Raw genomic sequence first — 26,472 nt, 5'->3', positions numbered from 1 at the left:
CAACGCATTGCATTATCATGCTTTTTTCGTCTTTTTGAAGCCAACGTCCGGCTTTTCTTCGCAGGCTAGCATGTTCATGAATTTTTCAAATCGCCTCTGTCTGGTTTCGGATTTCTTCGCACTTGTCAATCCGTAGGCGATGACATAACGGCTCGATTTATTGAGCGTTTCAAAAAACTGTTTCGCCTGCGGATTGCTCTGCAGTGCTGCTAGGAAATCCGCTGGTACTTTCATTTCACTGGCCGTATAGGCGTTCTCCCACCGGCCATCCGCTTGGGCGGCATGAACATGCACGAGTCCTGACTCCCTCATCCGGCCCTCGCTGATCAAACGCTCCGCATGCTCTCTGTTCCTTTTTGACCAGTTGCTTCGCGTTTTTCTGGGAGTGACCCGCTGGAGATAGGCTTGGTCATCGATTGACTTCTTGATGCCGTCAATCCAGCCCCAGCACAGCGTCTCAATCACGACATCGTCCCAAGTCACGCTCGGAATCCCAGACTTCTTCTTGAAGATCTTCACCCACAATTCACTTTCGGTGGCGTGATGCACCTCGAGCCACCGGCCGAGATCTTTCGGCGATGCAAAGGTCTTGATACTTGCTGGATCGGGTTGAGGCATGAATCTAGATATGCTCTGGCGGAACGGTTGAATTCACCGGGCACGCGTGGTGAACGTTGTCATAGCCAATTTACCTTAATCGCGTGCTTCGGTGCAATTCGTGGTGTTCCGCCGTTTAATCCGACCACACGGTGAGCACTGCGCCGCCGCCACCCCAATCAGCAAGATCGTAGCAGTCTTGCCGAGCCTGAACGCGTGGAATAAGTGCTTCGGTTAAGGTCTCAACGGTGTCGGCAAATGCGAATCCAGAGTCATCGTAGTGAGATAGAGATTGAGCGATCGCAGCGGCAACAGGTAGATCACCCTCTTTGCAGGCAGCAAACAATGCTTGGTCTGCAGCGTGAAGATCTTTTCGATAGCATTTGCCACCCGACGATCGACGTTCGTATCGAACGACAATAAAACGACATGTCTGATCGGCGTCGAGTAGTTCGGCCGCCCATTGCGAGGCAATGAGGCGGGAGTCTGATTCCGTTCGCGGATTCATCGTGCGAACTCCGGTTTGGATAACGTCATTTTAGATTAATCGACGTCTCACTTGAAGGCGTTAGGTACGCAGCCCAACGCGCAGCCACTCGATCGTCGCTTAACCTCTCCCCTTGGGTTTCATGCCGCCACGGATGGCCCCGGCAGCGGTGCATGCGATTGTTACGCAGTTCGTTCGCAGGCGTGGATAGCCGATTCGTGAGCCTCAATCCTCATTGACAGGCCGAAGTTCAATCGTGAGGCGGAGATCATTCACTCGGTCCATGAATCTGTGAAGGTCAACCGTATTCGTCCGAATTCCAAGAGGCACGATACGACGATCGTTCGAAGTTATTTCCATCTTTTTCAACTGAATGACATTGTAATCTGAGACGAGTCGCGACAGTCGCAGGAGGAAATCACTGGAATTGTCATTGACCGCAGTCGCTTCAAACTCCGTCTCATAGGCAATCTCTTCTTGTGCTACGTCGCACACCGTTGCTAATGATAATACTCCGCAGTGTTTGCAATACCCCATCTCGCTGTCGCCATGCCACCAGACTTTGCTGAGCGTGACTTCACATTGAGGGCATGAGCGTATCATGAAGTGAGCTTGGTGGCATAACTTGTTTTTAAAATGATCAACGTATCACTTGTATACTATAGGCATGCAGCCCGACGCGCAATCACTCGATTCTGGCAGATCATATTGCAGCAAAACATTTTTCGTTTGGGCGGCAGCGTCGCTGAACTTCACCCCTTGGGTTTCATCCCGCCACGGATAGCGCCGGCGGCGGTGGCGCCGTAGTTGGCTTCGAAGAGTGGGTCGAGGGGGCGGCTGTTGGGGACGGCGAGCCAGATTCTTAGTAGGTGCCGCCGCAATTCCAGTTCCTCTGCGTCCTGGAACTCGTCGCGGCGATGAAATGTGACCCAGTTGTTTAAGAACAACAGGTCGCCCGCTTGCTGCCGGAACGTGACGTGCAATTGTGGGTCGGCGGCCGTCTCCTCTAAATAGGCCAGCGCTTCGTGTTGTTCGTCGGTCATGTCGGGTAATTCGGGCAGTGCGTAGGCGCGGTCGATCAATACGCGTAGATAGGCGGCGGCGAAATATCCCTCGTGAAAGGCGAAGATTGGTTGCCGGCAATAAGGGAGTTCATTGCCCTGATCGACATTGTGCCGCGCGTAGTAAAACGGCTGCATCAACACCCGTGCTAGGTCGGGACGCTTCTCGCGGATTACGTTGTACAACGTCACCGAGCTGACTAGTTGATTGTCGCCCCCCTGTGCAGCTGGTTGCAGGCAGAGGAATCCGATGACATCGCAACGATCGGTGTGGAAGCTGAGCCGCTTTTTGGTATTCGGTCCACGGGCCTGCGGTTGGCCAACTTTGAAACCCTCATCGCGAACGCTGAAAATCCGTTCTCCCGCGGCGCTCTGCGAGACCGGTGTCCCCAAATGCAGGGCGATGCCCCAGAAGATCCGGCGGAGTTGTTCTTCGCTGAATTTCTTAACCGGCAAGCCACGGATCATGCACCCGCCCGACCCGTGTTCGAGTTGATCTTGGACGCGGGATAAGAGTTGTCCTAACTCGGGCAGCGGGAATTCTGCGATCGTCCCCTGCTCAACGGGACGTCCGCTCGCTTCCGCACTGCTGAGCGCCGCTTCGATTTCGCCGATGTGGCCGGCGGTCAATTCGATCAGCCAGTCGTCGCGCTGCAAGAGCTCTGCGCCGCGCCAAGCGGCTGGAATGGTGAATGGCCCCGGCAATTCCCCGGGCTGCGGACTGCGGTTGCTGTTCATTTCAGTAAGCCTCTGTAACGAATGCCTCTCATGTTGTGCTCATTGTAACATTGCTGGAATTCGCTGTATTTCCCTGTTTTTGGCTGTTTTTCACTCAATTGGACGTTATTTCGTTTTTTCTGAGGAAAGGGTGTAACAGATCTGCGGTTCTCGCGCTTGGGTTCGTGCGAGCGAAATGTCTGTGTGACACTTTCGCCATTCACGGTAACGATCTGAGACGCGTCCCAGCCGGAGTAATACGGTGGGAATCGGTTTCAGATTCAAAATGAAACGAGTACTACGGATGAAATTATTTGGGAACAAGACCGACAGAAAATTATCGAAAAAGCAAACCAAGGCCAACCTGGGCTTTGAAAACCTAGAAGACCGTCGCTTGATGGCCGGATCAGTCGACCTCGAGGGTGGTACGCTACGAATCGAAGGAACTTCGGCCAACGATACGGTTCAAGTTCAGTATTACGAAAACGACAGCAACTATATCCTGGTCATGAGGACACATAGCGGACATACGCATACCCGCTATTTTCGAACTTCCGACGTTGATCTCGTTCAATTCGTGGGAGGTGACGGCAACGACTACTTCCGTAATGACACGAGCATCCGTTCGTACGCCTACGGGGGGAATGGAAACGATACCCTGGTCGGTGGATTTAATGTCGATATGCTCGCCGGCGATGCTGGCAACGATAGAATCTGGGGCCGAAACGGTAACGACTCCATCTACGGTGCCTCCGGTGACGACCAACTGGTCGGTGGAACCGGGAACGACTTGATGTATGGCGCTGCCGGAAGCGACACCATCTACGGATCGAACGGTAACGATACGCTCTACGGAGGGTACGGTAACGATTACCTCGTCGGAGGGGATCACAACGATAACATGTTTGGCGGGTCCGGCGACGACGAGATGTGGGGCCAGGACGGTAACGACAACATGTACGGCGATGCCGGAAGCGATATCATGCAAGGGGGTGACGGCAACGACTTCATGCGTGGTGGCGCTGACCGGGACGTGATGTATGGCCAAGCCGGTCACGACAACATGTATGGAGATAGCGGAAACGACTACCTCTCCGGCGGGAGCGGCAACGACAACATGTGGGGAGGAGCCGGCCGTGATTATTTCCACGGCGGTAGCGGTTTCGACCGTGCCCGCGACTGGTACTTTGAGGGGATTTACAGCATCGAGTTGAAGTATTAGATCTGCAAAGCAACTCGATTTGACGTTTCCGACGCCTCGTCCCCGTGCCTTGCGGTGGCGGGGCGTTGATTTTTCATGACAAACCAGGCAAAACCGAACCGTCCCGGTCGCCCGCATTACGCGGCACTGGGGCGGTTTTTTTGTCGTTCTGGCCCCTGCCAATTGTGCCCGAAAGACTGCTCTTGCGGCAAAATCTGCCGATCGATTACAACACCGCTCTCAAAATCTGACTCAGAACGTTTTGAAATCATCTTAAAATCCGTGCAGGCAGGGGCTTTCACTCTGGTGATACTGTTAGACCAGTCGTGCCGCACGTTGCACATTCGCCGAATTCTCAGTTGGCAAGGACGCCATGATCATCGGTCATCTTAAGAAGTTCGCTCGCGCCGCCGTCTCGCCGGGTTCGCTCTTCAAAGGAGCGTGTCTCCTCGTCGGTGGCATTTCCGGGGTTTTTCTGTGGGCTTGGCAGGCACAGTTTGCCGCACTCTTGGGAAATACCCCCGCCGTCTCCTCGGCCGTGTTGTTGGCCGCCGCAATCACGATTGCGATTGGGTTTCGTCTCAAAACGGGACCGGCGCAGGATACGAAACTGTTAACCGTGGCCGGGACTTTGTTGTTCGCCACGGCGACTTGGGCGTGGGCCTTTCCCTATCTCATCCAGCGGATTGGTTGGGCGGGGCATCGCTGGGGAACGTCGTTGATCGATTCTCCGACAGCGGCATTTACCTTCACTTTTTGTGCGGCGCTGGTCGCATTGGGCATTCCCTGTCTCGCCTTGGCCAAATCATGGTCCATTCTGGCCGAATCAGCCGGCAGTGATGCGGCGTTTGTGAAACAGGCGGGCCAATTGAAATTTGTCGGTTACAGCCGGGTGCCGCTGGCGTGGCAGGTTGGTGGGTTTGGGTGTGGATTGCTGGTGGCAGGTTGCGGATTGGCGCCTTGGCTGGGAATTCAAACCACCGCCATGACGGCTGCCGTGTTTGCGGGCGTGGCCGGATTGTACTGCCTGTGGCAATCGGTCCATCCGGTCGAATTCAATAATGAGGCGACCACGGAACATGATGCCGATGTTGCTCCGACGTTTCTGACACTCAACCTAGTCCGCGTCGCCACCTGGATTGCGCTGGCGGTGTTTGGATTGATTACGGCGAACTGGATGCGGATGACGGGGCAGTTGTTTTTGATCTCCGCTGAAATGCAGTGCATTGCCTGGGGTGGAATCGCCCTGGGGTTGGCCTCGGGAGTTGGCTTGGGCATTTGGCACAGCCGTCGACAGGCGGGTCAAAGTCGTCTCGGCGTACATGCTTGTTTTCTGTTTGCTGCATGGGCTGTCTGTTTGACGGCGGCGTTTCCGCTGTTGGTCAAAGGCTCATTGTGGATGAACGCTTATCAATCGTCGCGGTTCTGGTTAACGGCCGGTCGCGGCGGCATTCTCTGGCTGTTCTGTCTGCCGGCCGGGCTGACCTGGGGTTTGGCCATCGCCGCCCCGGCCCTGACCCGCAGCACACGGACGGCGTTGTTGATGAAACGTTTCGCCTTGATTCCCGCCGCACTGGGATTTTGTTGTTATCGCTGGTTGGATCTCCCGGAGCTGGGTCCGGCGGTTTTGGCGACTTTCACGGCTGGATTGCTCTGGCTGGCAGCTGGGATCGCTGCTGTTTCGGCGGGAAATCTCTTCGCCGGGTGGTGGCGACGCGGCATCATGGTGACCAGTCTGGCGGTTATTGCCATCAGTCCGGTTTGGCGAGCGGCCTACGATCCGGCTCTTGCGGCGCGGACGTTGTTCTCGACCGAAATCTTTATGGCGTATCGCAGCAAATTCGCGATTGACGAGTTGAGCCAATTTGATGACGCGCGGCTCCATAAACTTGTGGAAGGAAAACAAGGGACCTATACGCTGTGGAAACGGCGGGGGTCGCAATGGCAAATTCGTGAAAATGGTCTGTCCAATACGGTCCTGCCTGGCGATACGGAACTGCACCCGCAATTTTCAGCAGAGGTTCTGCCGGGCATTGTACCGTTTCTGCTGCATGAACATCCCCAGACGGCACTCTTTTTAGGAATGGGGGGCAGTGGTGCTCTTTCGAGTAGTCTGCACTTTCCCTTGACGGAAATCGTCTGTGTCGAAGCGGACGGGGCCTACTTGGATCTGATGCAAAATGAGATTCTGCCCACAACCACTGAAAACCCGCTGGACGATGACCGCGTGTCCCTGCGGCAGGCCGACCCGGCCTTAGTCGCGCTGGCCGGTCGCAAGTTGTATGACGTGATTGTCTCCGAACCGGGATACAGTTCCCGGCCGTACAACGCGGCTTATTTCACCGCTGAGTTTTATCAAAACTTCGCCAGTCAATTGACGGCGGACGGAATTTTTGCCCAACGTTTTCGCTACATCGATTACGGTGCTGAACCGTTGCGTGTTGCCGCCAAAACGCTCTCGCAAGCATTTTCGCATGTGATGTTTCTGCAAACAGCTGCGGGAGAAATGCTGCTGTTGGGTAGCAACTCCGAGGCGGGTTTGGTACGTCCTGGTCTGCTGGCGCGTGTAGATCGGCCCCACGTGCAAGCGGCATTGGCGGGCTGTGGTTGGGATTGGTCGATCGTATTGAATCTCTCGACGCATAGCCAAGAACAACTAACAGAATTCGTGTCCGATACCCCCACCGTGGCCAATACAATTTCCGGCGGCCATTTCCACTGCACTTTGCCGCGGGAAGTGATTCGTTGGGCGAATAAAATGCAAGAAGTCGGCGTCGCCTTGATGCCCCGTACGGGGCGGTTGCTGGAGCAAATGGGTGAGGATGCCGACAATCCCGAAGTGTTAGAGCATCTGGCAGAGGTGACCGGTAAGCAAAAATTGATTCGCGATTATCCCGACCAATACTGGGCCTATCGCGCTTCGGTCCGTGAACAAGTCACTGCCGGGGCCTCCGGGCGGTCGGTGATTCAGCAGGTCAAACATCAACTGGCGGGGCACGACTTTCATCCTCGCGACCAGCGTCGCATGCGTTATTTCGCCGCATTGGGCCAAGCGCAGAAAACCAAATCGCCGTCCGATATTCGGCAGTTGGAGAACTTCGCCTTTCCGTACGATCCGATGATCACGTACTTCTTGCATGGCGAAGCGGCCGAGTTGTACTCCCGCGCCGGCGAGCAGCGTGTCCCGGCGAATGAACTGCGACACCGGTTGTACTCCACCTATTACAGCGTTCCGGGCGATCGTTCGGTCCGCACCATTGTGGATGCCTTGAACCTGTTGATCGAACACCCCGAAGCCGCGCCGGATCCGCTGGCGCGTTGGGACCACATCAACGGACTGTTACAGATCCTACAAACTCGTTGGTACGATCGCGGCTCGGTGCAACCGAAATCGTTTACGGTGATGATCAGCGATGTTTCTGAAACGCTCCTGACTGCTGACCGCTCACTGAAGGCGATGCGGACTTTAACGACCGACGCTGGTCTCGACCCCGCAGTCTGGACAGAGCGCGAACGGGTGCTCAAACGGACGTTGGTCAAACCGCTACGCGATTATCGAGCGGCGCTGAAACCGGAATATGAAAAGGCGAAAGCGACCGGGCAATTGATTCGTGACCGTGTGGAAGGTGGCGCGGGGGAATGAATCACGGGCAGACAGCGCCTTTCAAGCACGGCCGAAAGCTGATCAAAACGGCGCTATGAAGACCCGGTACAAGTCCGGTTGCTGCAAAAATGCCCTTCCCATACACTCCCGCCTCGATCTGAAAACTGATGAGACTCACCACGGATAGTCAAGGATGACCCCGTGAATAATACTACCATTGTCGTGCCCTGTTTTAATGAAGCTGAGCGGTTGGATGTCGAACGGTTTCGGCGTTTTGCCGTCAATCAGCATGCGCTGCGGTTCTTGTTCGTCAACGATGGCAGCAGTGACCGCACGTTGCAGATTTTGCAACAACTCCACGAGGAAGAGCCGGCGCATTTTGACGTCCTCAACCTTGATGTGAACTCCGGCAAAGCTGAAGCGGTGCGGCGGGGGCTGCTGACGGCTCTCGACTCCGAGGCGGACTTCGTGGGATTTTGGGATGCCGATCTGGCGACGCCGCTGGAGGCGATTCCGGTGTTTCGCTTTGTAATGCTCCGCCGCGATGACATCGATATTGTCGTCGGCACACGGATTCCGTTGCTGGGACGCTCGATCAAACGACTCGCCAAACGCAAGTTTCTCGGCCGCGTTTTTGCCAATGTGGCGTCGTTGGCGCTGGGCATCGGCATTTACGACACCCAGTGCGGAGCCAAGCTGTTTCGCACCTCGCCCGAATTGGCCAACGTCCTGCAGGATGCGTTCATTTCGCGGTGGATCTTCGATGTTGAGATCTTGGCGCGACTGATCGACCGCCGCCGCGGCACGCAGCCCGCTGTGAAGGAATTGATTTACGAGCAACCGCTGGAGCATTGGGAAGACGTCGCCGGCTCCCGCGTGAAACCGGCCGATTTCTTCAAAGCAGCAGGCGAATTGGCAGCGATCTATTGGCGGTACCTACGTCCCGGATTGCCCAAATGGAAACCGGCCAAGAAACCGGTCGCCCAACCCCGCCCGTCCCAGGCCCCACGACGGGCTGCATAGGGATGCCTGTGCAAAAACGGGGTGCTTGTGCTTCGTCACACCTAGGAGCCTGCCTACAAAAATAGGTTTTCGCAATTGTTATCCCGCGTCACGGGAGGGCGAAGCTCCCGCTGAGCCGCTTTCAGTTGGTCCCGCGATTGAAGATTTTCGTGCCGGTGGCAAGCGATAGGGTTCAGCGCGGCTCGGCAGGAGCCTCGCCCTCCCATTTTGAGGACACACTCTTAGCATGGGAGCGCCCGGTTGATGTGGAGTGGTCTGGGGCGTGTGCTTATTTGAATTGGCTTTCTCACCAACTGGGTTCGTAGAGATCAGATTCACCGGGCGTAAAGAGACTGACTCTCACGCCCCGCACTTTAGCTTCCGCCCAGCCCAACGGACCGAATACAATCCCCAGTATTTGGTAATCGAATTGACGGACAGTGACGGGGCTAGTGTCAAATGGACTTTCTGGGACCGAATCATATCGTCCTAGCAAGAAATACCCGCCCACATACGGCCCGAGCGTCAGTAGCAGCCCGATGAGCGCGTAGACCATCCAACTCTGCCACCACTTTGGCTTATCTGTTGTCATGCGTTACCTCGGTGCAGCGTGTTATTTTATATGGTCATTCTCACCAGCCGGGTTCGTAAATATCAAGATCGCCGAGGCCGGACCCACCTGGTCCCCAAACTATGACGGTCTCGCCACGAATCTGGGCTTCAACGTAGCCCATTGGGCCAAACAACTTTCGCGATACGACAGATTCAAAATCACGAAAGTGCCAACCCAATTCCCTTGAGAAAAACTCGTGCTCCCCCAACAGAAAATACCCGCCCACATACGGACCAAGCGTCAGTAGCAGCCCAATGAGCGCGTAGACCATCCAACTCTGCCACCACTTCGGCTTGTCTGTTGTCATGGGGTACCTCGGGGTCGCGTGCTACTTTGAATGGACTTTCTCACCCGCCGGTTTCGTAGTCATTCGAGGCACCGGGCGACGAGAGCCTGACACGCTCGCCCCGCAGTTTAGCTTCCGCCCAACCCAACGGACCAAACGCAATCCGCAGAAAGCCGGAATCGAAATGACGAAAATGGCATATCTCCAGATCTGGCTCAACAATACTAGGGCCTTCCATAAGATAAGACCTACAGTCGCCCAATAAATAATACCCCCCTACGTACGCGGGCAGTATTAGCAACAGCCCGATGAGTGCGTACACAATCCAATCCTGCCACCACTTCGGCTTGTCCGTTGTCATGGGTTACCTCGGAGCGGCGTACGAATTTGAAGTTGGCGGGTCGACAGGGAGCGTCCCCGTTCAGTGCGTGTACCGAATGGAGGCCAACTGCTGAATCTTCAAATTATGACGCACGCAGAGGTCGCGTCAATACGTGGGGCGGTTGCGGCCGGCGAGGCGTTGGGGTTGTTTGCCCAACAGGAGGACGGTTCCCTGCTTGGGAAACTGTGGGCGTTGCTCGAGAATGACCACGTCGGCCGGCAAGAGTTCTTTAATCGACTCGTGCTTTTTGGCGGTGGTGATCATGACCGCATGCTCGGAACTGGCGAAGAAATCCCGGATGTCTTTGGGGGTCTTGCAGGGAGCTACGGGGCGGCGGGTGTAGTAGATCAGGCTGGGGCGGAAGTATTTGTATTGGGCGACGGGAACTTCCCCTTGCCGGTCTAAGAATTTGATCGTATCGGCGATTTCGGCGCTGGTCTGATGGCGATCCGCACGCACGGCGACAACGGCCAGCACGCAGGTGACAAAGACCACCGAGGCCATTGCGATACTAGCGACTGCCTGCTGTGGGCGGCCCCGTTTGGCCAACATCATTGCGGCAATCCCACCAACCAGTGGGCCGATGCCGAGGATCAAACCGGCCAGCGGCAATTGTTCGCTCACTGCTGTGGAAACACCGACCGTGGTCAGCAGCGGCACACCCTCGACGCGCCACAGGCCCAACACGGGGCAAACCACGACCAACAGGACACCGACGGCGGTGAAGGTGCCCAACGCCGAGCGAATCCAACCGACCGGCACCGTTGCGGTTTGATGAATCCAGCGATGCAAAAATACGGCTGTCAGCAGCGCCAAGGCGGGATAAGCGGTGAGTGTGTAGTTGGGCAGTTTGGTGCTTGCCAACGAAAAGAAGCCGATGAACACGCTGGCCCAGCAAGCCAAAAACAGGCACGGAATCCGCCAGTGGTCCCGACTGCCAATCCGCTGCGCGGTATCCCGCAAGGTTTGCAGGGCGAAAATCGACCAGGGGAAAAACCCGATCATGATCACCGGCAGGTAATAGAAAATCGGTCCGCTGTGGCCGTCCATTGAATTCATGAACCGGCCGAAATTGTGAATGCCTAAGAACTCCAGCACAAACGTGCCACCGGTTTGCATACTAACAGCCAAGAACCAAGGCCCGGCCACCAGCGTCACCATGGCGATGGCCGTGAGCGGTTTCATCTGCCAAATGGTCTTAAAAAACAGTCGCGGATGAAAAATCGCCAAAGCGGCGCCGAGTTTAGAAATCCAGGAGGAGCTTTCGCTGAGTGGTTTGCCGGGCGATGTGCAGAGCAGAAACAATCCGATGGTCGCGGTCGGCAGCAGGACACCAATCGGCCCTTTGACCAACACGGCCAGGCCCATGACGGCGTACATAGCGGCGAACGTCCACCAGGTGCTTGGCAACAATGGGTGCGGTCCGTCGCTAGGCGTTTCGGGATCGTCGCCGGACCAGACCGCCGGGTTTCGCTGTTGGCTACCCACGACGAAGGCATACAGCGACAAGGCGGAAAAGAAGACGAGAAAGCTATCGGCGGTAGCGGCGCGGGCGACGACATCGAACATCAACGACGACGTCATCGCCAGTCCGGCCCAGAGTCCGACTTCGGCATTAAATAGCCGCCGACCCAGGTAATAGGTCAACAGAGCGGTTGCGGTCCCGAAAATCGCGGACCAGAAGCGAACGGCGAATTCGCTATCGCCGAATAGCTCGTACCCGACGAGCATCATCCAATACATGAAGGGGGGTTTGTGCGAGAAGAGTTCGCCGTTGAAATACGGCACAGTCCATTCCCCGCGCTGGTGCATCTCAGCAGCGGTGGCGGCAAAGAAGGACTCATCCTCGTCCCACAGTCGCGTGGCGCCCAGGTTGGTAAAGAAGGCAATCAGGGCGGCGATGAGAATCCACGTCTCGTGGCGAAAAATGCGTTTCATGTTGTGGCGTGTTCCGTCGTTGATAACCCCAGCGGCGCAGGTCCGGCGGGACACCATTTGGAATGAAGAATGAGATGGCTGATGAGCCAACCAACAGCGGCGCCGATGAAGGCGTCACTGAGAAAGTGGGCACAGCTTTGCACGCGATGCATCCCACACATCACGGCCATGGCGATAAACAACACGCGGCCGCGGGGATAAAACTGGCACAGAGCGATGGCAAAACCGACTCCGACCGCGGTATGAGCCGAAGGAAAGCTTTGAAATTCGGACTTGGCCCCCATCTCGGGCAACCAGCCGTTAAAGGTTGCGGCAACGTTGGTGATGTTCAGATTGAAGCTCTGGGGCCGCGTGCGGCTGACGAGCAATTTGACGACATCGGCCGCTAATCCCGAACAAAGCCCCGAGGCGATCAGCCAAGGCACGGCAAAGCGTCCAGCGGGATTCAGCAGGAACAAGCCGCAAACAATCAACAATAACCCGTACGCATCTCCAAACGGTTCAGCATTATCGAGAATATGTCGTATAAAACCGGGATATTCGCGCGCGTAACAGAACTTGGCCAACGGCATATCGACGTAGAACGCAGCCGCTCCTGCCATCAGTAAGGTGGCCGGCACGAGGAACCAGCGCAGGAACTGCGCGGAACATAACGGAGTGCCCCCCTGCTCTTTTGAGAGGGAGACCGGTGATGCTGACGCACCGGGAACCGGCCGCACGATGTCACTTTCTACGGGCATACTCATAGGATCATTGGCTCAGCAAGAGTCGGCAATAGCGGTTTGGAGACGACCATATACACACTCTCTCCAAGAGGGACAACCGCAGTTCCGGGGTCGATGGATTTCACCTTGACACGATCTTGAAACTCTGTTGGACTTACCGCCTCAAAACGGTTGCGGAACGGATTCCCACAAGGCCGCGGACGTCATGCACGACTCTTCACAAACCGCCGACATCAAACGCCCCTTCGCACGGGCGACGCCGCTCGATGCGCAAATGACTGCGTATTCGATTGTGATTCCCGCCTACAACGAAGCGGACAATATCGAGCCGCTTTACGCCGAAATCATCGCGGCGATGCAGGAGGTCGAAGGGACTTTTGAGATCGTATTTGTTGACGACGGCAGCCGGGATTACACCGGTTCGGTTCTAGCACGGTTAACCGCCGCCGACCCGACGGTCCGCGTTGTGCGGCTGGAGACCAATTGCGGTAAGACCGCCGCGCTGCACGCCGGTTTTACGCTGTCCAACGGCAAGTGGGTCATCATGATGGATGCCGACCGCCAGAACGATCCGCGGGACATTCCCCGCTTGGTCGAAGCAGCCGCGACCGCCGACATGGTTTGCGGCCGCCGAATGCGCCGCCGCGATACGCTCAGCAAGCGGTTCTCGTCACGACTCGCCAACGCCATTCGCCGCGCGGTGCTGGGCGATACGTTGCGCGACGTGAATTGCGGATTCAAACTCTTTCGCCGCCGCTGCCTGAAGTCGGTCAAACTGTATCGCGGCATGCATCGTTTTTTGCCGGTCCTGTTTGCGATTGAAGGTTATCGCGTGGTGGAGGTCGATGTGACGGACCGCCCGCGCGTGGCGGGCCAAAGTAAGTACGGCTTTTTCAATCGTCTTATCGGCCCTTTTTTAGACATGTTGGCTGTACGATGGATGCGATCGGCTCGACTGAGTTACCACATCAAGAGTTGCGACGACTGACGCATCCCTATTGGCTGGTGCTGTTATTCGCGGTTGCGGCGATGCTGCGCCTGTCCGCTCCTAATGATTTTTTCGAAGGCGATCAAAACAAGCAGGTCGGCTACGTGATGGACCTGTTGCATCACGGACATTGGGAGACCCAATTTGAAGTCAACGGCCTGATCGCCACCAAACCGCCGCTCTACAACTGGATGGCCGCCGGTTTCTGCCGCGCGGCCGGATCGACGGCCCCGTGGGTGATCAAACTGCCCTCGCTGTTGGCAGCGGGTTTGTTGCTGGTGTTACTGTACCGGTTGGCCTCGCAATTTCTCGGACAGCCGGCGGCGTTCTTCGCTTGCATGGCCTGCATTGCTTCGCATCATTTCACCAAATTGATGTGGTTCGCGCGGACCGATATGCTGATGACGGCGACGGTCTATGCCGCGATTTATGTCTTGGTGGCGGTGAAGGATGTGTGGTGGAAATCGTCGGTGCTGGGAATCATCATGGCTGCCTCGGTGCTGGCCAAGGGACCGGTTGGACCGTGCTTGTTTGGGATTTTTCTGGTGCTCTGGGCGGTTCGTGAAGGGCAACGTCCGTCGGTGGCCAAGCTGCGTGTGGCGCTGCCGGGCCTCATTATCTTTTCCATTGCGACAGCGACTTGGCTGCTGATTGTGATGCGCCTGCCGGAGTTTCGGGAATCGGTACTCAATAACGAATTGGCGCGGCGGTTGCCCGGTTCGTCGGTCAAGACGCAGCCGTTTTATTATTACATCAGCCACCTATTCACACGGATCGCCCCCTGGTCGCTCATTGGGGTGCTGACAGCGATTGCCGCGTATCGTCGCCAAGAGAACTGGACGCAGATTCGTTTTTTAGTGATCTGGGCGGCGGCGTATTTTGTGTTCTTCAGCGCAATCCCCTCGAAGCGACATGACTTGTTGTTGCCGGTTTATCCGGTGATGTTCATGTTGGCCGGGTTGGCCCTGGAGCAAATGGCCGTGCTGCTCGCGCGACGCGAGAGGGCCTGGTTTCCACTGGCGGCCGGAGCGGTTTTGGCGATTGGCGGCTTGGTCGTCTCTTTCCGGGCGGAGGGGAAGTTGGCGATCGCGATTGCCGTAGCCACAGCAGTGGCGGGCGGGTTGACGATTGCCGCGATCCGTTGGCGGCGCGATCTGGCCATGCCGGTGATGGCCTTGGCGTTTCTCGGCGCGCACGGCTTGTACTATCACTACGCGAATGTCGGACCGCGCGTGGATTACCAAGAATTCGCCACCTTCGTGCGAGATGTGAAAACAGAGACCGACGGGCAACCGGTCCTGGTCTATCATTCGCATCCGCTGATTTCCTACGAACTCGACCTGCACGAAGAATTCCCCGACCCCCGCGACCTGCTGGAGCGACGCCCGCAATGGCTGATCGCCCCGGCACCGGAGGTTCCGATCATCGAAAGCTGGACGCGGTGGAAATTAACCCCAGAGCGAAGTTTCAGCTTCCACGGCCTACGCGAAATCGATGCAACGCTGTACCGGGTGGAATCGACGCCGCTGGTGACGGCTACGGAAGCAGAAGATTCAATCGCCCACAGGTAACCGGCTTTCCAAAGGCGAGCGGGGGTGACCATTTGGCAAGGTCTGGAATCGCTCTCAGGAAATTGCGTCGAGAAGGGGGGACTCTTGGATCCCTGAAATCATTGGCGGCCTTTTTAGGAGGTCAATACGGCATCGGCACGCGGGATGGTCTGCGGCTGTCGAAGGCTTCGCCGCTGTAGAGTCGGGTTGTCAGGGCGGCTGCTTCGTCGAAGCCGATCGCCCGGCCGTAGGCGGTGTCGGCGTAGTGCTGCACGAACGCCGCTGTTGCGTCGAGGACGGTGTGGGGGTTGTCGTGGGTGTTGGGGCGGAGCGTGCGCGGGCTGGTTGTTGGGGGGGCGTCTTACGTGTGATGCTGTGGAGTAAACGTGCCTCTGGACCGACTTCAGTCACATTCCGTCTCACCGGACGTCACAACAGGGTCCAGAGGCTCCTTGTCTGCAGGGCGGGCGAACTTGTCGTCGCGGGTGGCCCCGGTTGATTCTCGCTGGGGCGACGATGTCGGTGGGTGGTCTTGCCGGAGCGTAGCAGGCTATTCGCAAACTGTTCCCGCGATTCTGGTGCGCCGAAAGAATCTTTCGTGACAAACCTCGAAAACTGATAACGGACTAGAATTTTACGCCGTGAGCATTTAGCCATGCCTCGACTTCTTCAAATTGCTGCCGTAACTTCGGAACTACAAGCAAACTTTCCTTGTCCTCGCTCAATCTTCGAACTTCATCTAGGAATGAATGGGGTTCGGTGTCTGCTGCATTGAAATCAGCGCCCGCGTCGAGCAGTAGAATCACGACATCGTAGCGTCCCATTCCCATTGCGAAAATCAAAGGCCGTTGCTTGGCCGCATTAAGGTAGTTTACGTCGGCACCGTACTCCACAAGCAATTTAGCATGGGCAAGAGTGCCACTGCTCGTTGCGAATCGCAGTGGCGGAAGATCGAACTTTGATGCTCGCGACATCGACAGCATATTTGGATCTGCTTTATGCTCCAATGCCAGTCGCAACCAGTCAGTCTCCTTTTTCGAAATAGCCCACGCCGTGATTGTTCTACCGTCGCTCATGGGAATATTGGGGTCTGCACCCAGTGCCAATAATTCTCCATAACTCGCGAGACTTCCCTTCTCCAACGCATGCATTAACACAGTTTCCCCGCTGGCGTTCTTTTGGTTGAGATTGCCGCCAGACTGCGCAAATACCCGCACGTCATCGATGCTGTCAGCTGCGACTGCGTTCCAGATGTCTACACCTCCGCTTCTGGCGTCGCATCCGATCATTGAAAAAGCTCCAATAGAGATCACAGGTAGAGCCAACAATTGTAGAAATCGCACGTACACTCCTCCAGATTAAGCATGGTCACGTGTATAACCGATCATAAAGTCGTTCCATTGCAGGGATGACTGAATCCCCAATGCTGTGTCTTCCGTAGAACGGTGTGCCATAGTCTTCCAACCAATACGTTGTGCCGTTCGAGTCGGGAGCGAGCTCACCTATAAGATTCAGTACTTTATCAAAGATTGCTTTGTTGAAAACTGACTAATTATGTCTCACCGCCAGCTAACGCCGCAGGGCGTATGCCAGGACTTTGAGGCCGGCTTCGATGAATAGGCTGCTTTCGGAGCGGGCAGCGAGCGCACAGCCCATCGTTCGCTTCAAGCCACTCATGAATGATTCCACCAGCCAACGCCGACCGTAACCGTTTTTCTTCAGCCGCCGTTTCGTCATCTGATGGCGATACTCGCCGCCAACGCTGCCGTCCGTACGATGCACCGCCGGCGGAATCCAACTTTGCACGCCCCAACCTTCGCGACAATACATATGAATCCACTCGGCATCATAACCCGCGTCAGCGAACAGGCGTTTGGGCTGCGTGACGTGCCGCACCTTTTCGAGCAATTCGGGCGCTTCGCATTTGTCGTTGCCCGGCCCCCAACCCACTACCAGGCCGGCTGGCAACATCGAACCGGCCACGATGCAGACCGAGAGTTTCACGTATTTCTTTCGCGTTTTTCCGCTCCGCACACGAAAATGCGCACTGGCGGAGGATGTTTCCAAACCGGTCGAATCGATCGACGCCTCGTCCGCATCGGCAGCATATTCCTTGACGATCTCCGCCAACATGGCGTCGGTGATTTCCAGAACGTGCGAGCGATCCGCGAAGTATTTCAGCGTCGAGTAGTGCGGCAAGCGCGTGAGTTCCATCCGTTCTCGCAGTTGGTCGGATGCGCCGAGGATTTCGATGATGCCGCGATAGGTCGTCTTCAAATAGGCTTTGAGAATCAGGATCGTCAGCAGTTGCGACTGCGTGAATTTCTGCGGGCTTTTGGGGTGCGAATAAGGTTGGACGAATTTCGTAGATAGTCGCATCGACAGCGAGGCGACTTCCAACAGCACGTTTGGTTGATGTGTCTTGCTCATAGCAGGTACATTTAGCGCGCCGCTAACAACAATTCAAGCGGTGTTTTCAACAAAGCAATCAAAGATCTGAAGCGATTTTCCAACATAAGGGATCTTACCAAGCAGCCAGCCAACTGGGGCAGGAGAGCCACCATAATCCTGTAGTGTTGTAAGCGGTTCACCACGAACCCGCCACGCGTTCACCAAGTGTGTCGCCATACTGAGATCATGGCCTGCTACCGTATGTTCATTGACCCCTGCAGCGTTGAATCTCGATGCAGTTTTACTGTGAACTACTGAAGCAGCGGTAGCAAGCCCGCCTCCGAGCGAGTGACCAACGAATATCACATTCTCTCCGTTCTTTCCGTAGGAGTCAATCACATACTTTGCAGTCTCAATTGCCTGTGTGTACTGCGCTGAAATCCCAAGGACGCCTTGACTAACGTTGTTGATAATATCGTTCCAGTCGGGACCATCTGTTCCACCAAAGGACAAAACATATTCTCCATCTTTGTGAAATAGCCCTGACTTGAATCCTGTAAAGTCATCAACAATTGATGCGTTCGTGTCTACTAAATACTTCCATCCATCAACTCCAGCTAATGGACGAGTTTCTTCATACACAGCCTCTGCCAGTTTAGCATGCTCCCGTGATTTACGGAGAAGTGGCTCACTTGGACCACGATATAGACCAAACACTTTCAGATTAGCATCGGGAAATAGAAAATCCAGCCAAGACTCCGCAGTCTTCCAGCGATTGGCCGATTTTGAGGCTGTGACTGACCCGACCATAGCTGCTCCACCAGGCACGCCCAACATTGAGGGAAGGGTAAACTCACGGCCACCAGGATCAATCCCATTCACCGGATCGCCGTGCGTATACAAGTACTTATGCAGCGACTGCGGGTCACTCAAATTGCCAGAGAACGGATCGAGGCGATTAAAACGCCCGGCATTCGGATCATACCATCTGGCCCGCAGGAATTGCAGCCCCACGCGGCTGTCGAACGCTTCGCCGCTGTAGAGTAGGGTTGTTAGCGCCTGCGCTTCGTCGAAGCCGATCGCTATACCGTAGGCGGTGTAGGCGTAGTGCTGCACGAACGCCGCTGTTGCGTCGAGGACGGTGTGGGTGCTGCCGTGGCTATTGGGGCGGAGCGTGCACGGGCTGGTTGTTGGGGGGCGTCTTATGTGTGATGCTGTGGGGAAAACGAACCGCTGGACCGGCTTCAGTCACATCCCCTCTCACCGGTCGTCACAACAGGGTCCAGCGGCTCGTTGTCTGCAGTACGGGCGAACTTGTCGTCCCGGGTGGCCCAGGTCGATTCTTGCTGGGTGACGAAGTCGGTGGGTGGTCTTGCCGTAACGTTGCTGCCTATTCTCAAACATCTCCTGCGGCTTCGCCGCCCCGAAAGCAGAATCTTTCGGGGCCACCCGCGTTGTTGTGGCTGTCGTAAAAGTACTTGAGCGTCATCGACACGACTGAAACAACTGTGACCGCATCTGGTCTAATTCATTGTTCTCATCGATCAAAGGGACGCCATTCGGGTCATGGAGGACGATGTCATTGAAAGACCCCGACCCGCCGTAGATGGAACGTATTCGACCTTTTGTCATTTCTGGATCGTACTTGTAGTCAGAGTGAAGCCGGCGAAAGGACTGAGCCCACTCGGTTTGTCCATGGGCGTCTAGCAGGTTGGCGATGTTCGTGAGCAATGATTCTATCGTCATATTGAACTCTCAATGAAGGGGATTGTTAACAACTACTTCAGATCTGGGAATCGCCCACGATCGAGGAATCGCTATCTGTTGTGTTCCACCAACGTAAAAGCCACCCTGTGTACCGGTTTCTCCAACATACACGTGAGTGGACTTCCCCATGAATAGTGTGCGATCGATTAAGAGCGTATCGTCGTACTCGGCCAGTTTCTCGTTGTCGGCCAGGTTCTCCGGCGTTTCGTCCGGCGAATAATGCGTCATCACGTCCAGCCGATTGAGCGCGTCGTACTCGTAGGTGGTGATCATGCCGTTGGCGTAATCGACGCGGGACAGGTTTCCGACGAGATCGTAGCTGTAGGTCGTCACCTCCGCTGTGGCCAGGTCGACGCCGTTGCGACGGACGGTGCTGACACATTGTGTGCTGGGCGGCCTCAGTGTGACGTCTACATTGGGGGTTGAGATTTTTCAAACGAACAACTGTTGTCCGGCGTCGCTGACACAGCCCCGCGGTCAGCGCATAAAAATAACCCGGCGAACAAACAGGCGCTCGCTCCAGTGATTAAACTGGACTGTTTGCTCTAGCCGGGTCAGTTAAATCATAGGCAGGCCAAATCAAAAAACAACAATTTCTTCGCAAATTTTTCACAGAAAATTAAAAAAGAGTTGTTTAAGAATTCTCGCCGCTCGAAAAAGTCGCCGCCATCCGTCTCCAGCGACGTTGGCGATGACGGTAAAAACAGCTTGCAAACAGCCAAACGCCCAGTGTCAGCCAGCCCGCGTTGATTTCGACTGTGTCGGAATAGAGGCAGGTCGATTTTTGGTTAGCCTCCTCACTAACGAATTGGACGCGAATCAGGTGGTCCCAACGGCGAATCATGGCATCGTGTTCGCGGGTCTGGATTTCGCGAGCCGTGTCATCCACCCGTTCGAAATACAATTCCCGCGTGCCTTGCGGTAAAAAACCGAACAAGAACGACCGGCAGCGGATGGTCATGCCTTGTTGCCAGATTTCCGGGAACTCCTCGCCCGGCAACGGACGCAGATCCACCATCGGCTGCGAGACGGCGACCAGCATGGCGCTGGTTTTCACGTGCTCCCAAGCGGTCTGGGCGGAGCAGTCCAGTTGGGATTCGACATGCACCCGCATGGTTCACTCGGCCTTTACAATCTCGAACGAGTCGGTGACTTCGGCCGGGATGCGTGCCGGGGCTCCGGTTTTGAAATTGATGAACGCCCAATTCGTCGTCGCTTCGACCAGTTTCACCCCGTCATGGATGCGTTCGATGACAAACCGTCTTTGCGATTGCACGCGCCGCATATCGGCTACCCAGGTGCGCACGACGATTTCCTCACCGGCGAATGCGGGTTGCAGGTAGTTGATCTCGTGACGACGCACGACCCAGCCGGTCCCCAATTCCTGATACCGCTCGCCGGTCCAACCTTGGGCAGCGGAATGGGCGACGGCGGCATCAATCATCCAATGCAGGTAGACCACGTTGTTGGCATGTCCCAATCCATCGATTTCCGCATCGAGCACAGTGCGATGATGTTCATAAACGGCCGGCATGTTCGATCTCCATATGCGACAACTGTCCGCCGGGCTTGGCTTTGACAGCGAATTCTCTCAGGCTGTAGACTTTAGGCTGTCGGCCGCAGGTGTGGCAAGGGGCGTTTGCCGAGCCGGCCTGCACGTTTTCTCAAGCCTGTCGTCTCAAGCCTCAAGCCTTAAGGGAGGCCGCGATGCTGAATCTGTTCCCGGCTGTTGGCGGTCTGCCGCGGATATCGCGTCGAGACCTATTGCGGATGGGTCCACTCGCCGTGGCCGGGCTGAGTCTGCCGAAGTTGCTGCGGGCCGAAGAGACGCCATCGGCCCACCCCCGTCCGGCAGCGACCGCTAAGAATTGTATCTACATCTTTTTGTGCGGGGGGCCCTCGCAGATTGATCTCTGGGATCCTAAACCGGATGCTCCGTTGGAAATCCGCGGCGAATATCAGCCGATCGATACCAATGTGCCGGGGATTCAGATCGGCGACCTGTTGCCGTTGACGTCGCAACGGGCGGATAAATTTGCGATCCTCCGCTCACAGTACGCCTACTCCGCAGCGCATGGCGTGGCGATTATGGACTCGTTGTTAGGGCAAAAGAACCCGCGTCCCAATGAGACCTTCCCCACCCGCAGCGATCATCCGGGGTTTGGTGCGATCTTGCATAATCTGTTGGGAGGCTGCGGGGATTTGCCGGCGTGGGTTACGGTTCCGCGGCCATTTACGACCGGCTCGGTATTTTTCAAAGGGCAAACCGGCGGATTTTTGGGACCGGCGTTCGATCCGTTCATGCTCAACAAACCAAAGCAAGATTCGCTGTCGCACGAGTTGTTCCAGGTGGATGCGATTCAACCGATTGTCCCCGCGGGACGCATCGCCGGACGGCAAAAGCTACTTGAGCAAATTGAGGGGACAACGGACCTGCACCAGCATTCGACCGCAGGTGCCGATCTGGACAAACATTACCGCAACGCGTTTTCGTTGCTGTCGGACAAAGGAGCTAAACAAGCGTTTGATCTGTCGCTCGAATCGGACGCGACGCGCGCACGTTACGGGCGCAATGAATACGGGCAAAGTTTTTTGATGGCGCGACGGTTGGTCGAAGCGGGTGTGCGGATGGTAAATCTGTTTTGGACCTTCTTCGGGCCGGATGGTTGTCAATTCAATTTGTGGGACAATCACGGCATCGACGGGCCGGTCTGCGGGGGGCCGAATCGGGGCAATACGATGTTGCGGCACGAGTACTGCACGCCGTCGTTTGACCGTTCGTTCACTGCTTTGTTGGACGACCTTGACGATCGCGGTCTGTTGGACGAAACGTTGGTGGTGGTGACGGGAGAATTTGGACGAACACCGAAGATCAATAAGCTGGCCGGGAGGGATCATTGGGCCGGTTGCCAATCAACGGTCTTGGCCGGCGGCGGAGTGCGCGGCGGACAGGTATATGGGAGCACCGATGCGCATGCCGCCTATGTGCAAGACCACCCGGTCAGCCCGGACGATTTGGGGGCGACAATTCACCACGCGTTCGGACTCTCACCGGACGAAGCGGTCTACAGCCAAGCGGGCCGCCCGACGCGCATTAGTGAAGGCCATCCGGTGGTGGAATTGTTTGGGTGATTTGCTGGCGAATTCTCTGTGCGGAGTGAATAACGCTGAGCGTTCGCGTTATTGATCATAGCTCCCCCATGGACCACCACCTCCTCGCGCATGGACTGGTCGCATGCAAACAGCTAGAAACGCGCTCCTACAGGCAGTTCCTTTCCATCAACGGCGCGATGCGGCCATTGCAATGGTCGCTGTCAGCGGGCTGACTTTGTTTCTTGTTGGCCTGTTTCTGCAAGTGGTTGTTTGGGAATTCCCGGCGCTGATTCACGCACGTTTCGGGTATAGCACATATCCCTCGATCACCGCGACGTTCTTAGATATGTTTGGGCATCGCCCGCACGGGTATTTGGCAGCTGTCGTGTTTTGGTTTTGGTGGCCGATGGTCACCGTGCTCGGCTATTGCCATCTCCGCTATCCGCAGCCTGAAAAGTTTTCGCACGCCTTCCTCTACGGATTCGTTTTTTGTTGGTTGATGTTCGTCTTCGCATTGTCATTCATGCTCATGATTCTGAGCATGTCTTTCATGCTTCTGTTGGCCGACCTTGCCGAACCGCCGTGGTACATGAGCGCTATCGAACCAGTTTCCTGGGTAATTCCCGGTTGCGTCGGCGGATATATGATTTACACGTACTGGAAGTTCTTTTTACGCCAGCGCACTTACAACACGTCGGACGCACAGGAAGCCTAATACCGGAAGGTGTTGGATCAGTTTAGCTGACATGCGCACTTAGTAACGCAAGCTGACCCGATCGAGGGCGATTTCTCTACCCCCTCCCCCTCATTTCGCAATTTCAAAGTGAATTCCTCGCCGAAATCGCGTTTCATTCTCCAGGACGCAACGCTCGGATTGCGCCGGCCTCTTTTTTGGTAAGGAGAAGACGATGAAGCGACTCGCGTACGGTTTGACGGCCATTGCTGCGATGGGTGTGATAGTGACCTGGGCCATGCTGCCGGCGAATGCGCAGTTTGGTGGCAAGGGGGCGAACGGATTACAAGGCAATCCAGCTCAAGGCGGTCGCGGCAGCGACTTTGGTGGTCGCGGTGGCGGTGGATTCGGCGGCGGTGGTTTTGGTGGGGCTCCGCCAATCCAAAACGGGAGCATGATTCAGTCGCTGACGACAGCGGTGGTCGTTTCCGAGGATAAAGCACGGATTGCCGCGTACAGTTCTCAGCTTGGTCTTTGGAGCATTCAACCGTTGGAGATTGAAAAGGGTGAGCAAGGGCCGATCACTCCCACAGTCGGTCTAAATATGGTGAGCTTAGCTGTTGGCAAACGGGTTTATGCCTATAGCGCGGTGACCGGAAATTGGGATGAACTCAAAATCCCGGTTGGCGACGGAATAAATCAGTCATTTGGTATGGAATACATCACGTTTATCCATGGAGATTTCGTTTCCACGTTCAGTGCTCAGTCCGGAAAGTGGGCGACTCTAGACCGGAAGTTGGCGAAGACGGTCAACTGGAAAGCGGAAACGTCGCAGGAGTGATTGCACTGAAAGCGACATCTGCATCACACTTTGACCGATTCGTCGCTGCGGGTCGGTGCTTTGATCGCTGCTAGGATGCGTTGAATGTTCTTGAGGGTTGCCGGTTTTTCGAGGATGTGGTCCGGTTTCACATTGCCGGTAAACCAAGCGTCGACCTCTTCGCGCGGCCATCCGGAAATAATCACGACCGGTACTTCTGGATTTTGGTCTTTAATACCTGCCAGGACGTCGGCGCCATCCGTATCTTTCATTCCCAAATCGGTGAAGACCACGTCGTAGTGATTCGTTTGCGCCATTTTCAAACCGTCGGCACCGGTGGCAGCGACGTTCAGATTCACACCGATTGCTTCGAACATTGTGGCAAATGCATCGCGGACGACGGCATCGTCCTCGATATACAAACAACGCAGCGGCGTGCCCTGCTCCTGGGGGACGGGTGTAACGATGGTGGAAAGCTGATCCACATCGGCAATCGGCAGCGACACGCGAACGATCGAACCGGCCCCGGCGTTGGCAGCGACTTCGATCTGCCCGCCATGTTGCACCACAATGCCATGGCAGACGCTGAGCCCCAGGCCGGATTTTTCGGTCTTGGTGCTATAAAACGGTTCAAAACAGCGTGCGGCCTGTTCAGCGTCCATCCCGATGCCGGTATCGATGACCTCCATGACGACGCACTCCCCTTGCCCGAAGAGTCTGAGCGTAATCAGGCCGCCGTTGGGCATGGCATCGACGGCGTTGAAGACAAGATTTGTTAGCACGGTCCGCAATTCAGCGGCGCTGCCCCGCACGGGGGGCACCTCTTCTAAATCCAGCCGTATATTGATCGTGCAACCGTGGAGTTGCGCCTCGTCTCGCCATTTTGGCCGGGTGAGTAGTGGAATTTGCGAGACCAATTCCTTGAGATGGACCCGTTTATTCTCCGCGGGCGCGTCCTGCCCCCGATGAAATTGTCCCAGCCGTTTGATCACAGCAGCCGCATCGGTGGCTGCTCGCAGTGCGCACTCGCAACGGCGGCGTTGCTCGGACGAGAGTGTCGTATCGATCAAAAGCAATTCGGTGTAGGCGACCACCGGGGCCAGTGTGTTGTTTAAATCGTGGGCCACGCCACTGGCCATTTCGCCTAAAGCGCTTAAGCGTTCCCGGCGAATATTTTGTTCTTGCGACTCGTGCAATTCGACGACGGTCGCTTCGAGTTTTCGCGTGGTTTGTTCGAGTGACCTGACCATCAAATAGACTAAAAACAAGCCGCTGCCAAACCACAGCCCGGAAAGGATTTGCTCGAAAAACCGACGTGTTTCGCTATTCTGCCCGACAATCGCCACCTCCTTCCAAGCGGCAACATCCTCAGTGACTCCGAAGAACATTTCCAGGGTGATACTGACAACAAACACCAGAAATGTGGCTCGAATCGCTGTCGAAATACGACGATTGAGCGAATTCTTCGCCAGCCAGGCAAAACAGACCACGCTGGAAATCAACCGCAACAGGCTGACGTTCATCGCAGATATCAGCCCAAATCGCTCGATGGACTTGAGCAAACAAATCCAACCTCCCAAGGCCAGGAAGATGCACATGGCTCTCCAGGCGAATTGAGTATCCTGTTTCGTCGAACTCATGTTTTGAACTTTGTATTAATCCCGCTAAATGACTCGAGCGCCGAATTGGTTTCCCCAGACTTTACACGATATTCTGAAGACCACAACATTCCGACATCACAGCGAACCCAAATTGGTGAAGCCCAAGCGATTGAACCGTTGTCTTACATTAGGCTTACATCGCAATAGCTTTTACCCGGCAGCGGCGCGGGGGCGTTCGCGCAGTTTGAATCGCATCGGTCCTGCTACAGTCTGCCAATCCCGCTGGTTGCGTGGTAGAAGTTGGACATTGGCAAGTTTTTTTGTTGTGATATAAGCCTGACTGTTTTTTGCCAATCCCCAATACGACATCCCATTTAAAGATCGCCGCAATGAGCCCTCGCCCGCGCGACACAAGTTTAGGATCCGGCGTTTATTTCAAGTCCGAGGATTACATCGGACTCGGGAAACGGCTGGTGATCTTGGTCGTTGATTTACTTGTCGTGGCTGCATCAATTGTTTCATCGTTATTGATGGGAGTGATTGCCTCCCTATTTTTCGGTGATGTCGAACCACTTTACGTGCTGGCGTGTTTGATTTGGATCTGGCTGTACTTGACCGCCATCAAGGCGTCTCCCACGCGGACGCTTGGATATCGCGCGGTCGGGGCCAAAATCATTACGCTCCGCGGGGAACAGCCCTCGATATTTCGGATGACGCTACGAAGCAGCCTGTGGATCTTGGGTCCATTTAATCTGCTCTACGACTTGCTGTGGACAACCGTCGACGATGAAAGCCAAACATTACGCGACCGATTTGCAGGAACGTACGTTGTCAAAGCCGGCGCTGAACCGATCGGAAAAGGCGAGATCCACATCGCACGCTACACGGTGCTCGGCTACAACTTTGCCTATGAACACGTGTCGCACATCCGCCCGAAAGCGCAAGCGGCGCAGCTGGCTCCATGACTTGTGTGGAG

The 26,472-nt window shown here is 55.8% G+C and carries 24 protein-coding genes; 9 read left to right on the top strand and 15 right to left on the bottom strand.

The annotated features are described in order from the left end of the window. Positions 1-15: 15 nt before the first annotated feature. From Mal52_RS10720 to Mal52_RS10710, 3 genes are all read right to left on the bottom strand, one after another. On the bottom strand, positions 16-618 hold the full coding sequence (locus Mal52_RS10720; protein WP_145376073.1) for a YdeI/OmpD-associated family protein: 603 nt from the start codon (positions 616-618) through the stop codon (positions 16-18). A gap of 115 nt (positions 619-733) precedes the next feature. Then, a complete protein-coding gene (locus Mal52_RS10715) occupies positions 734-1,105 on the bottom strand; it encodes a hypothetical protein (RefSeq protein WP_145376071.1) in 372 nt (123 codons plus the stop codon). A gap of 731 nt (positions 1,106-1,836) precedes the next feature. Continuing rightward, on the bottom strand, positions 1,837-2,883 hold the full coding sequence (locus tag Mal52_RS10710; protein WP_145376070.1) for a TauD/TfdA family dioxygenase: 1,047 nt from the start codon (positions 2,881-2,883) through the stop codon (positions 1,837-1,839). 283 nt (positions 2,884-3,166) lie between these two features. Here Mal52_RS10710 and Mal52_RS10705 point away from each other — a divergent pair, with 283 nt between their 5' ends. From Mal52_RS10705 to Mal52_RS10695, 3 genes are all read left to right on the top strand, one after another. Further along, positions 3,167-4,084 carry a calcium-binding protein gene (locus Mal52_RS10705; RefSeq protein WP_197534814.1) on the top strand — a complete coding sequence of 306 codons (918 nt, stop codon included), beginning with the start codon at positions 3,167-3,169 and terminating at the stop codon, positions 4,082-4,084. Positions 4,085-4,436: 352 nt separating this feature from the next. Then, entirely contained in the window at positions 4,437-7,706 is a 3,270-nt protein-coding gene (locus Mal52_RS10700) for a spermine/spermidine synthase domain-containing protein (protein WP_145376068.1), read from the top strand. A 162-nt stretch (positions 7,707-7,868) separates the two neighbouring features. After that, a complete protein-coding gene (locus tag Mal52_RS10695; protein ID WP_145376067.1) occupies positions 7,869-8,690 on the top strand; it encodes a glycosyltransferase in 822 nt (273 codons plus the stop codon). 286 nt (positions 8,691-8,976) lie between these two features. Here the strand turns inward: Mal52_RS10695 and Mal52_RS10690 are convergent, their stop codons facing one another. From Mal52_RS10690 to Mal52_RS10675, 4 genes are all read right to left on the bottom strand, one after another. Then, positions 8,977-9,261, bottom strand: a complete 285-nt coding sequence (locus tag Mal52_RS10690; RefSeq protein ID WP_145376065.1) for a hypothetical protein — start codon at positions 9,259-9,261, stop codon at positions 8,977-8,979. A 40-nt stretch (positions 9,262-9,301) separates the two neighbouring features. Continuing rightward, a complete protein-coding gene (locus Mal52_RS10685; RefSeq protein ID WP_145376064.1) occupies positions 9,302-9,589 on the bottom strand; it encodes a hypothetical protein in 288 nt (95 codons plus the stop codon). Positions 9,590-10,055: 466 nt separating this feature from the next. Next, positions 10,056-11,888: an ArnT family glycosyltransferase gene (locus Mal52_RS10680; RefSeq protein ID WP_197534813.1), complete on the bottom strand. Its 1,833-nt coding sequence runs from the start codon at positions 11,886-11,888 to the stop codon at positions 10,056-10,058. Beyond that, positions 11,885-12,628 (bottom strand): phosphatase PAP2 family protein, encoded by a 744-nt coding sequence (locus tag Mal52_RS10675; protein ID WP_197534812.1) that lies wholly within the window; start codon positions 12,626-12,628, stop codon positions 11,885-11,887. The genes Mal52_RS10680 and Mal52_RS10675 overlap by 4 nt, the downstream gene beginning before the upstream one ends. Before the next feature lie 190 nt (positions 12,629-12,818). On the opposite strand from Mal52_RS10675, the gene Mal52_RS10670 reads away from it, so the two are divergent. Both Mal52_RS10670 and Mal52_RS10665 read left to right on the top strand, forming a co-directional pair. Then, positions 12,819-13,601, top strand: coding sequence for a glycosyltransferase family 2 protein (locus tag Mal52_RS10670; RefSeq protein ID WP_197534811.1), 783 nt, complete (start codon positions 12,819-12,821; stop codon positions 13,599-13,601). Next, the gene (locus Mal52_RS10665; RefSeq protein ID WP_145376058.1) at positions 13,550-15,172 is read left to right on the top strand and encodes an ArnT family glycosyltransferase; all 1,623 of its coding nucleotides are present in this window, start codon (positions 13,550-13,552) and stop codon (positions 15,170-15,172) included. The genes Mal52_RS10670 and Mal52_RS10665 overlap by 52 nt, the downstream gene beginning before the upstream one ends. A 605-nt stretch (positions 15,173-15,777) precedes the next feature. Here Mal52_RS10665 and Mal52_RS10660 read toward each other — a convergent pair. The 7 genes from Mal52_RS10660 to Mal52_RS10635 all read right to left on the bottom strand — a co-directional run bounded on the left by Mal52_RS10660 (position 15,778) and on the right by Mal52_RS10635 (position 20,843). Further along, positions 15,778-16,494: an ankyrin repeat domain-containing protein gene (locus Mal52_RS10660; RefSeq protein WP_145376056.1), complete on the bottom strand. Its 717-nt coding sequence runs from the start codon at positions 16,492-16,494 to the stop codon at positions 15,778-15,780. Between the two features lie 226 nt (positions 16,495-16,720). Then, positions 16,721-17,581 (bottom strand): transposase, encoded by an 861-nt coding sequence (locus tag Mal52_RS10655; RefSeq protein WP_145376054.1) that lies wholly within the window; start codon positions 17,579-17,581, stop codon positions 16,721-16,723. Between the two features lie 33 nt (positions 17,582-17,614). After that, on the bottom strand, positions 17,615-18,658 hold the full coding sequence (locus Mal52_RS10650) for a Tle-like phospholipase domain-containing protein (protein WP_197534810.1): 1,044 nt from the start codon (positions 18,656-18,658) through the stop codon (positions 17,615-17,617). Between the two features lie 369 nt (positions 18,659-19,027). Continuing rightward, positions 19,028-19,288: a DUF6966 domain-containing protein gene (locus Mal52_RS30475; RefSeq protein WP_420824942.1), complete on the bottom strand. Its 261-nt coding sequence runs from the start codon at positions 19,286-19,288 to the stop codon at positions 19,028-19,030. A gap of 9 nt (positions 19,289-19,297) precedes the next feature. Further along, the gene (locus Mal52_RS10645) at positions 19,298-19,642 is read right to left on the bottom strand and encodes an RHS repeat domain-containing protein (RefSeq protein ID WP_197534809.1); all 345 of its coding nucleotides are present in this window, start codon (positions 19,640-19,642) and stop codon (positions 19,298-19,300) included. Between the two features lie 301 nt (positions 19,643-19,943). Beyond that, the gene (locus Mal52_RS10640) at positions 19,944-20,423 is read right to left on the bottom strand and encodes a hypothetical protein (RefSeq protein ID WP_145376049.1); all 480 of its coding nucleotides are present in this window, start codon (positions 20,421-20,423) and stop codon (positions 19,944-19,946) included. 3 nt (positions 20,424-20,426) lie between these two features. Beyond that, a complete protein-coding gene (locus Mal52_RS10635) occupies positions 20,427-20,843 on the bottom strand; it encodes an acyl-CoA thioesterase (RefSeq protein ID WP_145376047.1) in 417 nt (138 codons plus the stop codon). A 173-nt stretch (positions 20,844-21,016) separates the two neighbouring features. Here Mal52_RS10635 and Mal52_RS10630 point away from each other — a divergent pair, with 173 nt between their 5' ends. From Mal52_RS10630 to Mal52_RS29710, 3 genes are all read left to right on the top strand, one after another. Continuing rightward, entirely contained in the window at positions 21,017-22,441 is a 1,425-nt protein-coding gene (locus Mal52_RS10630) for a DUF1501 domain-containing protein (protein ID WP_145376045.1), read from the top strand. Between the two features lie 103 nt (positions 22,442-22,544). Beyond that, complete coding sequence (locus Mal52_RS10625) at positions 22,545-23,117, top strand: hypothetical protein (protein WP_145376044.1); 573 nt, start codon at positions 22,545-22,547, stop codon at positions 23,115-23,117. Between the two features lie 193 nt (positions 23,118-23,310). Further along, on the top strand, positions 23,311-23,916 hold the full coding sequence (locus Mal52_RS29710; protein ID WP_197534808.1) for a hypothetical protein: 606 nt from the start codon (positions 23,311-23,313) through the stop codon (positions 23,914-23,916). A 23-nt stretch (positions 23,917-23,939) separates the two neighbouring features. On the opposite strand, the gene Mal52_RS10610 is transcribed toward Mal52_RS29710, so the two are convergent. Beyond that, a complete protein-coding gene (locus Mal52_RS10610; RefSeq protein WP_145376040.1) occupies positions 23,940-25,535 on the bottom strand; it encodes a hybrid sensor histidine kinase/response regulator in 1,596 nt (531 codons plus the stop codon). A gap of 350 nt (positions 25,536-25,885) precedes the next feature. On the opposite strand from Mal52_RS10610, the gene Mal52_RS10605 reads away from it, so the two are divergent. Continuing rightward, positions 25,886-26,461 carry an RDD family protein gene (locus tag Mal52_RS10605; RefSeq protein ID WP_145376039.1) on the top strand — a complete coding sequence of 192 codons (576 nt, stop codon included), beginning with the start codon at positions 25,886-25,888 and terminating at the stop codon, positions 26,459-26,461. Positions 26,462-26,472: the final 11 nt, after the last annotated feature.

The organism is Symmachiella dynata, from assembly GCF_007747995.1.
GTDB lineage: Bacteria > Planctomycetota > Planctomycetia > Planctomycetales > Planctomycetaceae > Symmachiella > Symmachiella dynata.
Note: the sequence above shows the minus strand (reverse complement) of the source record. Positions and strands in the feature narration are given on the sequence as shown.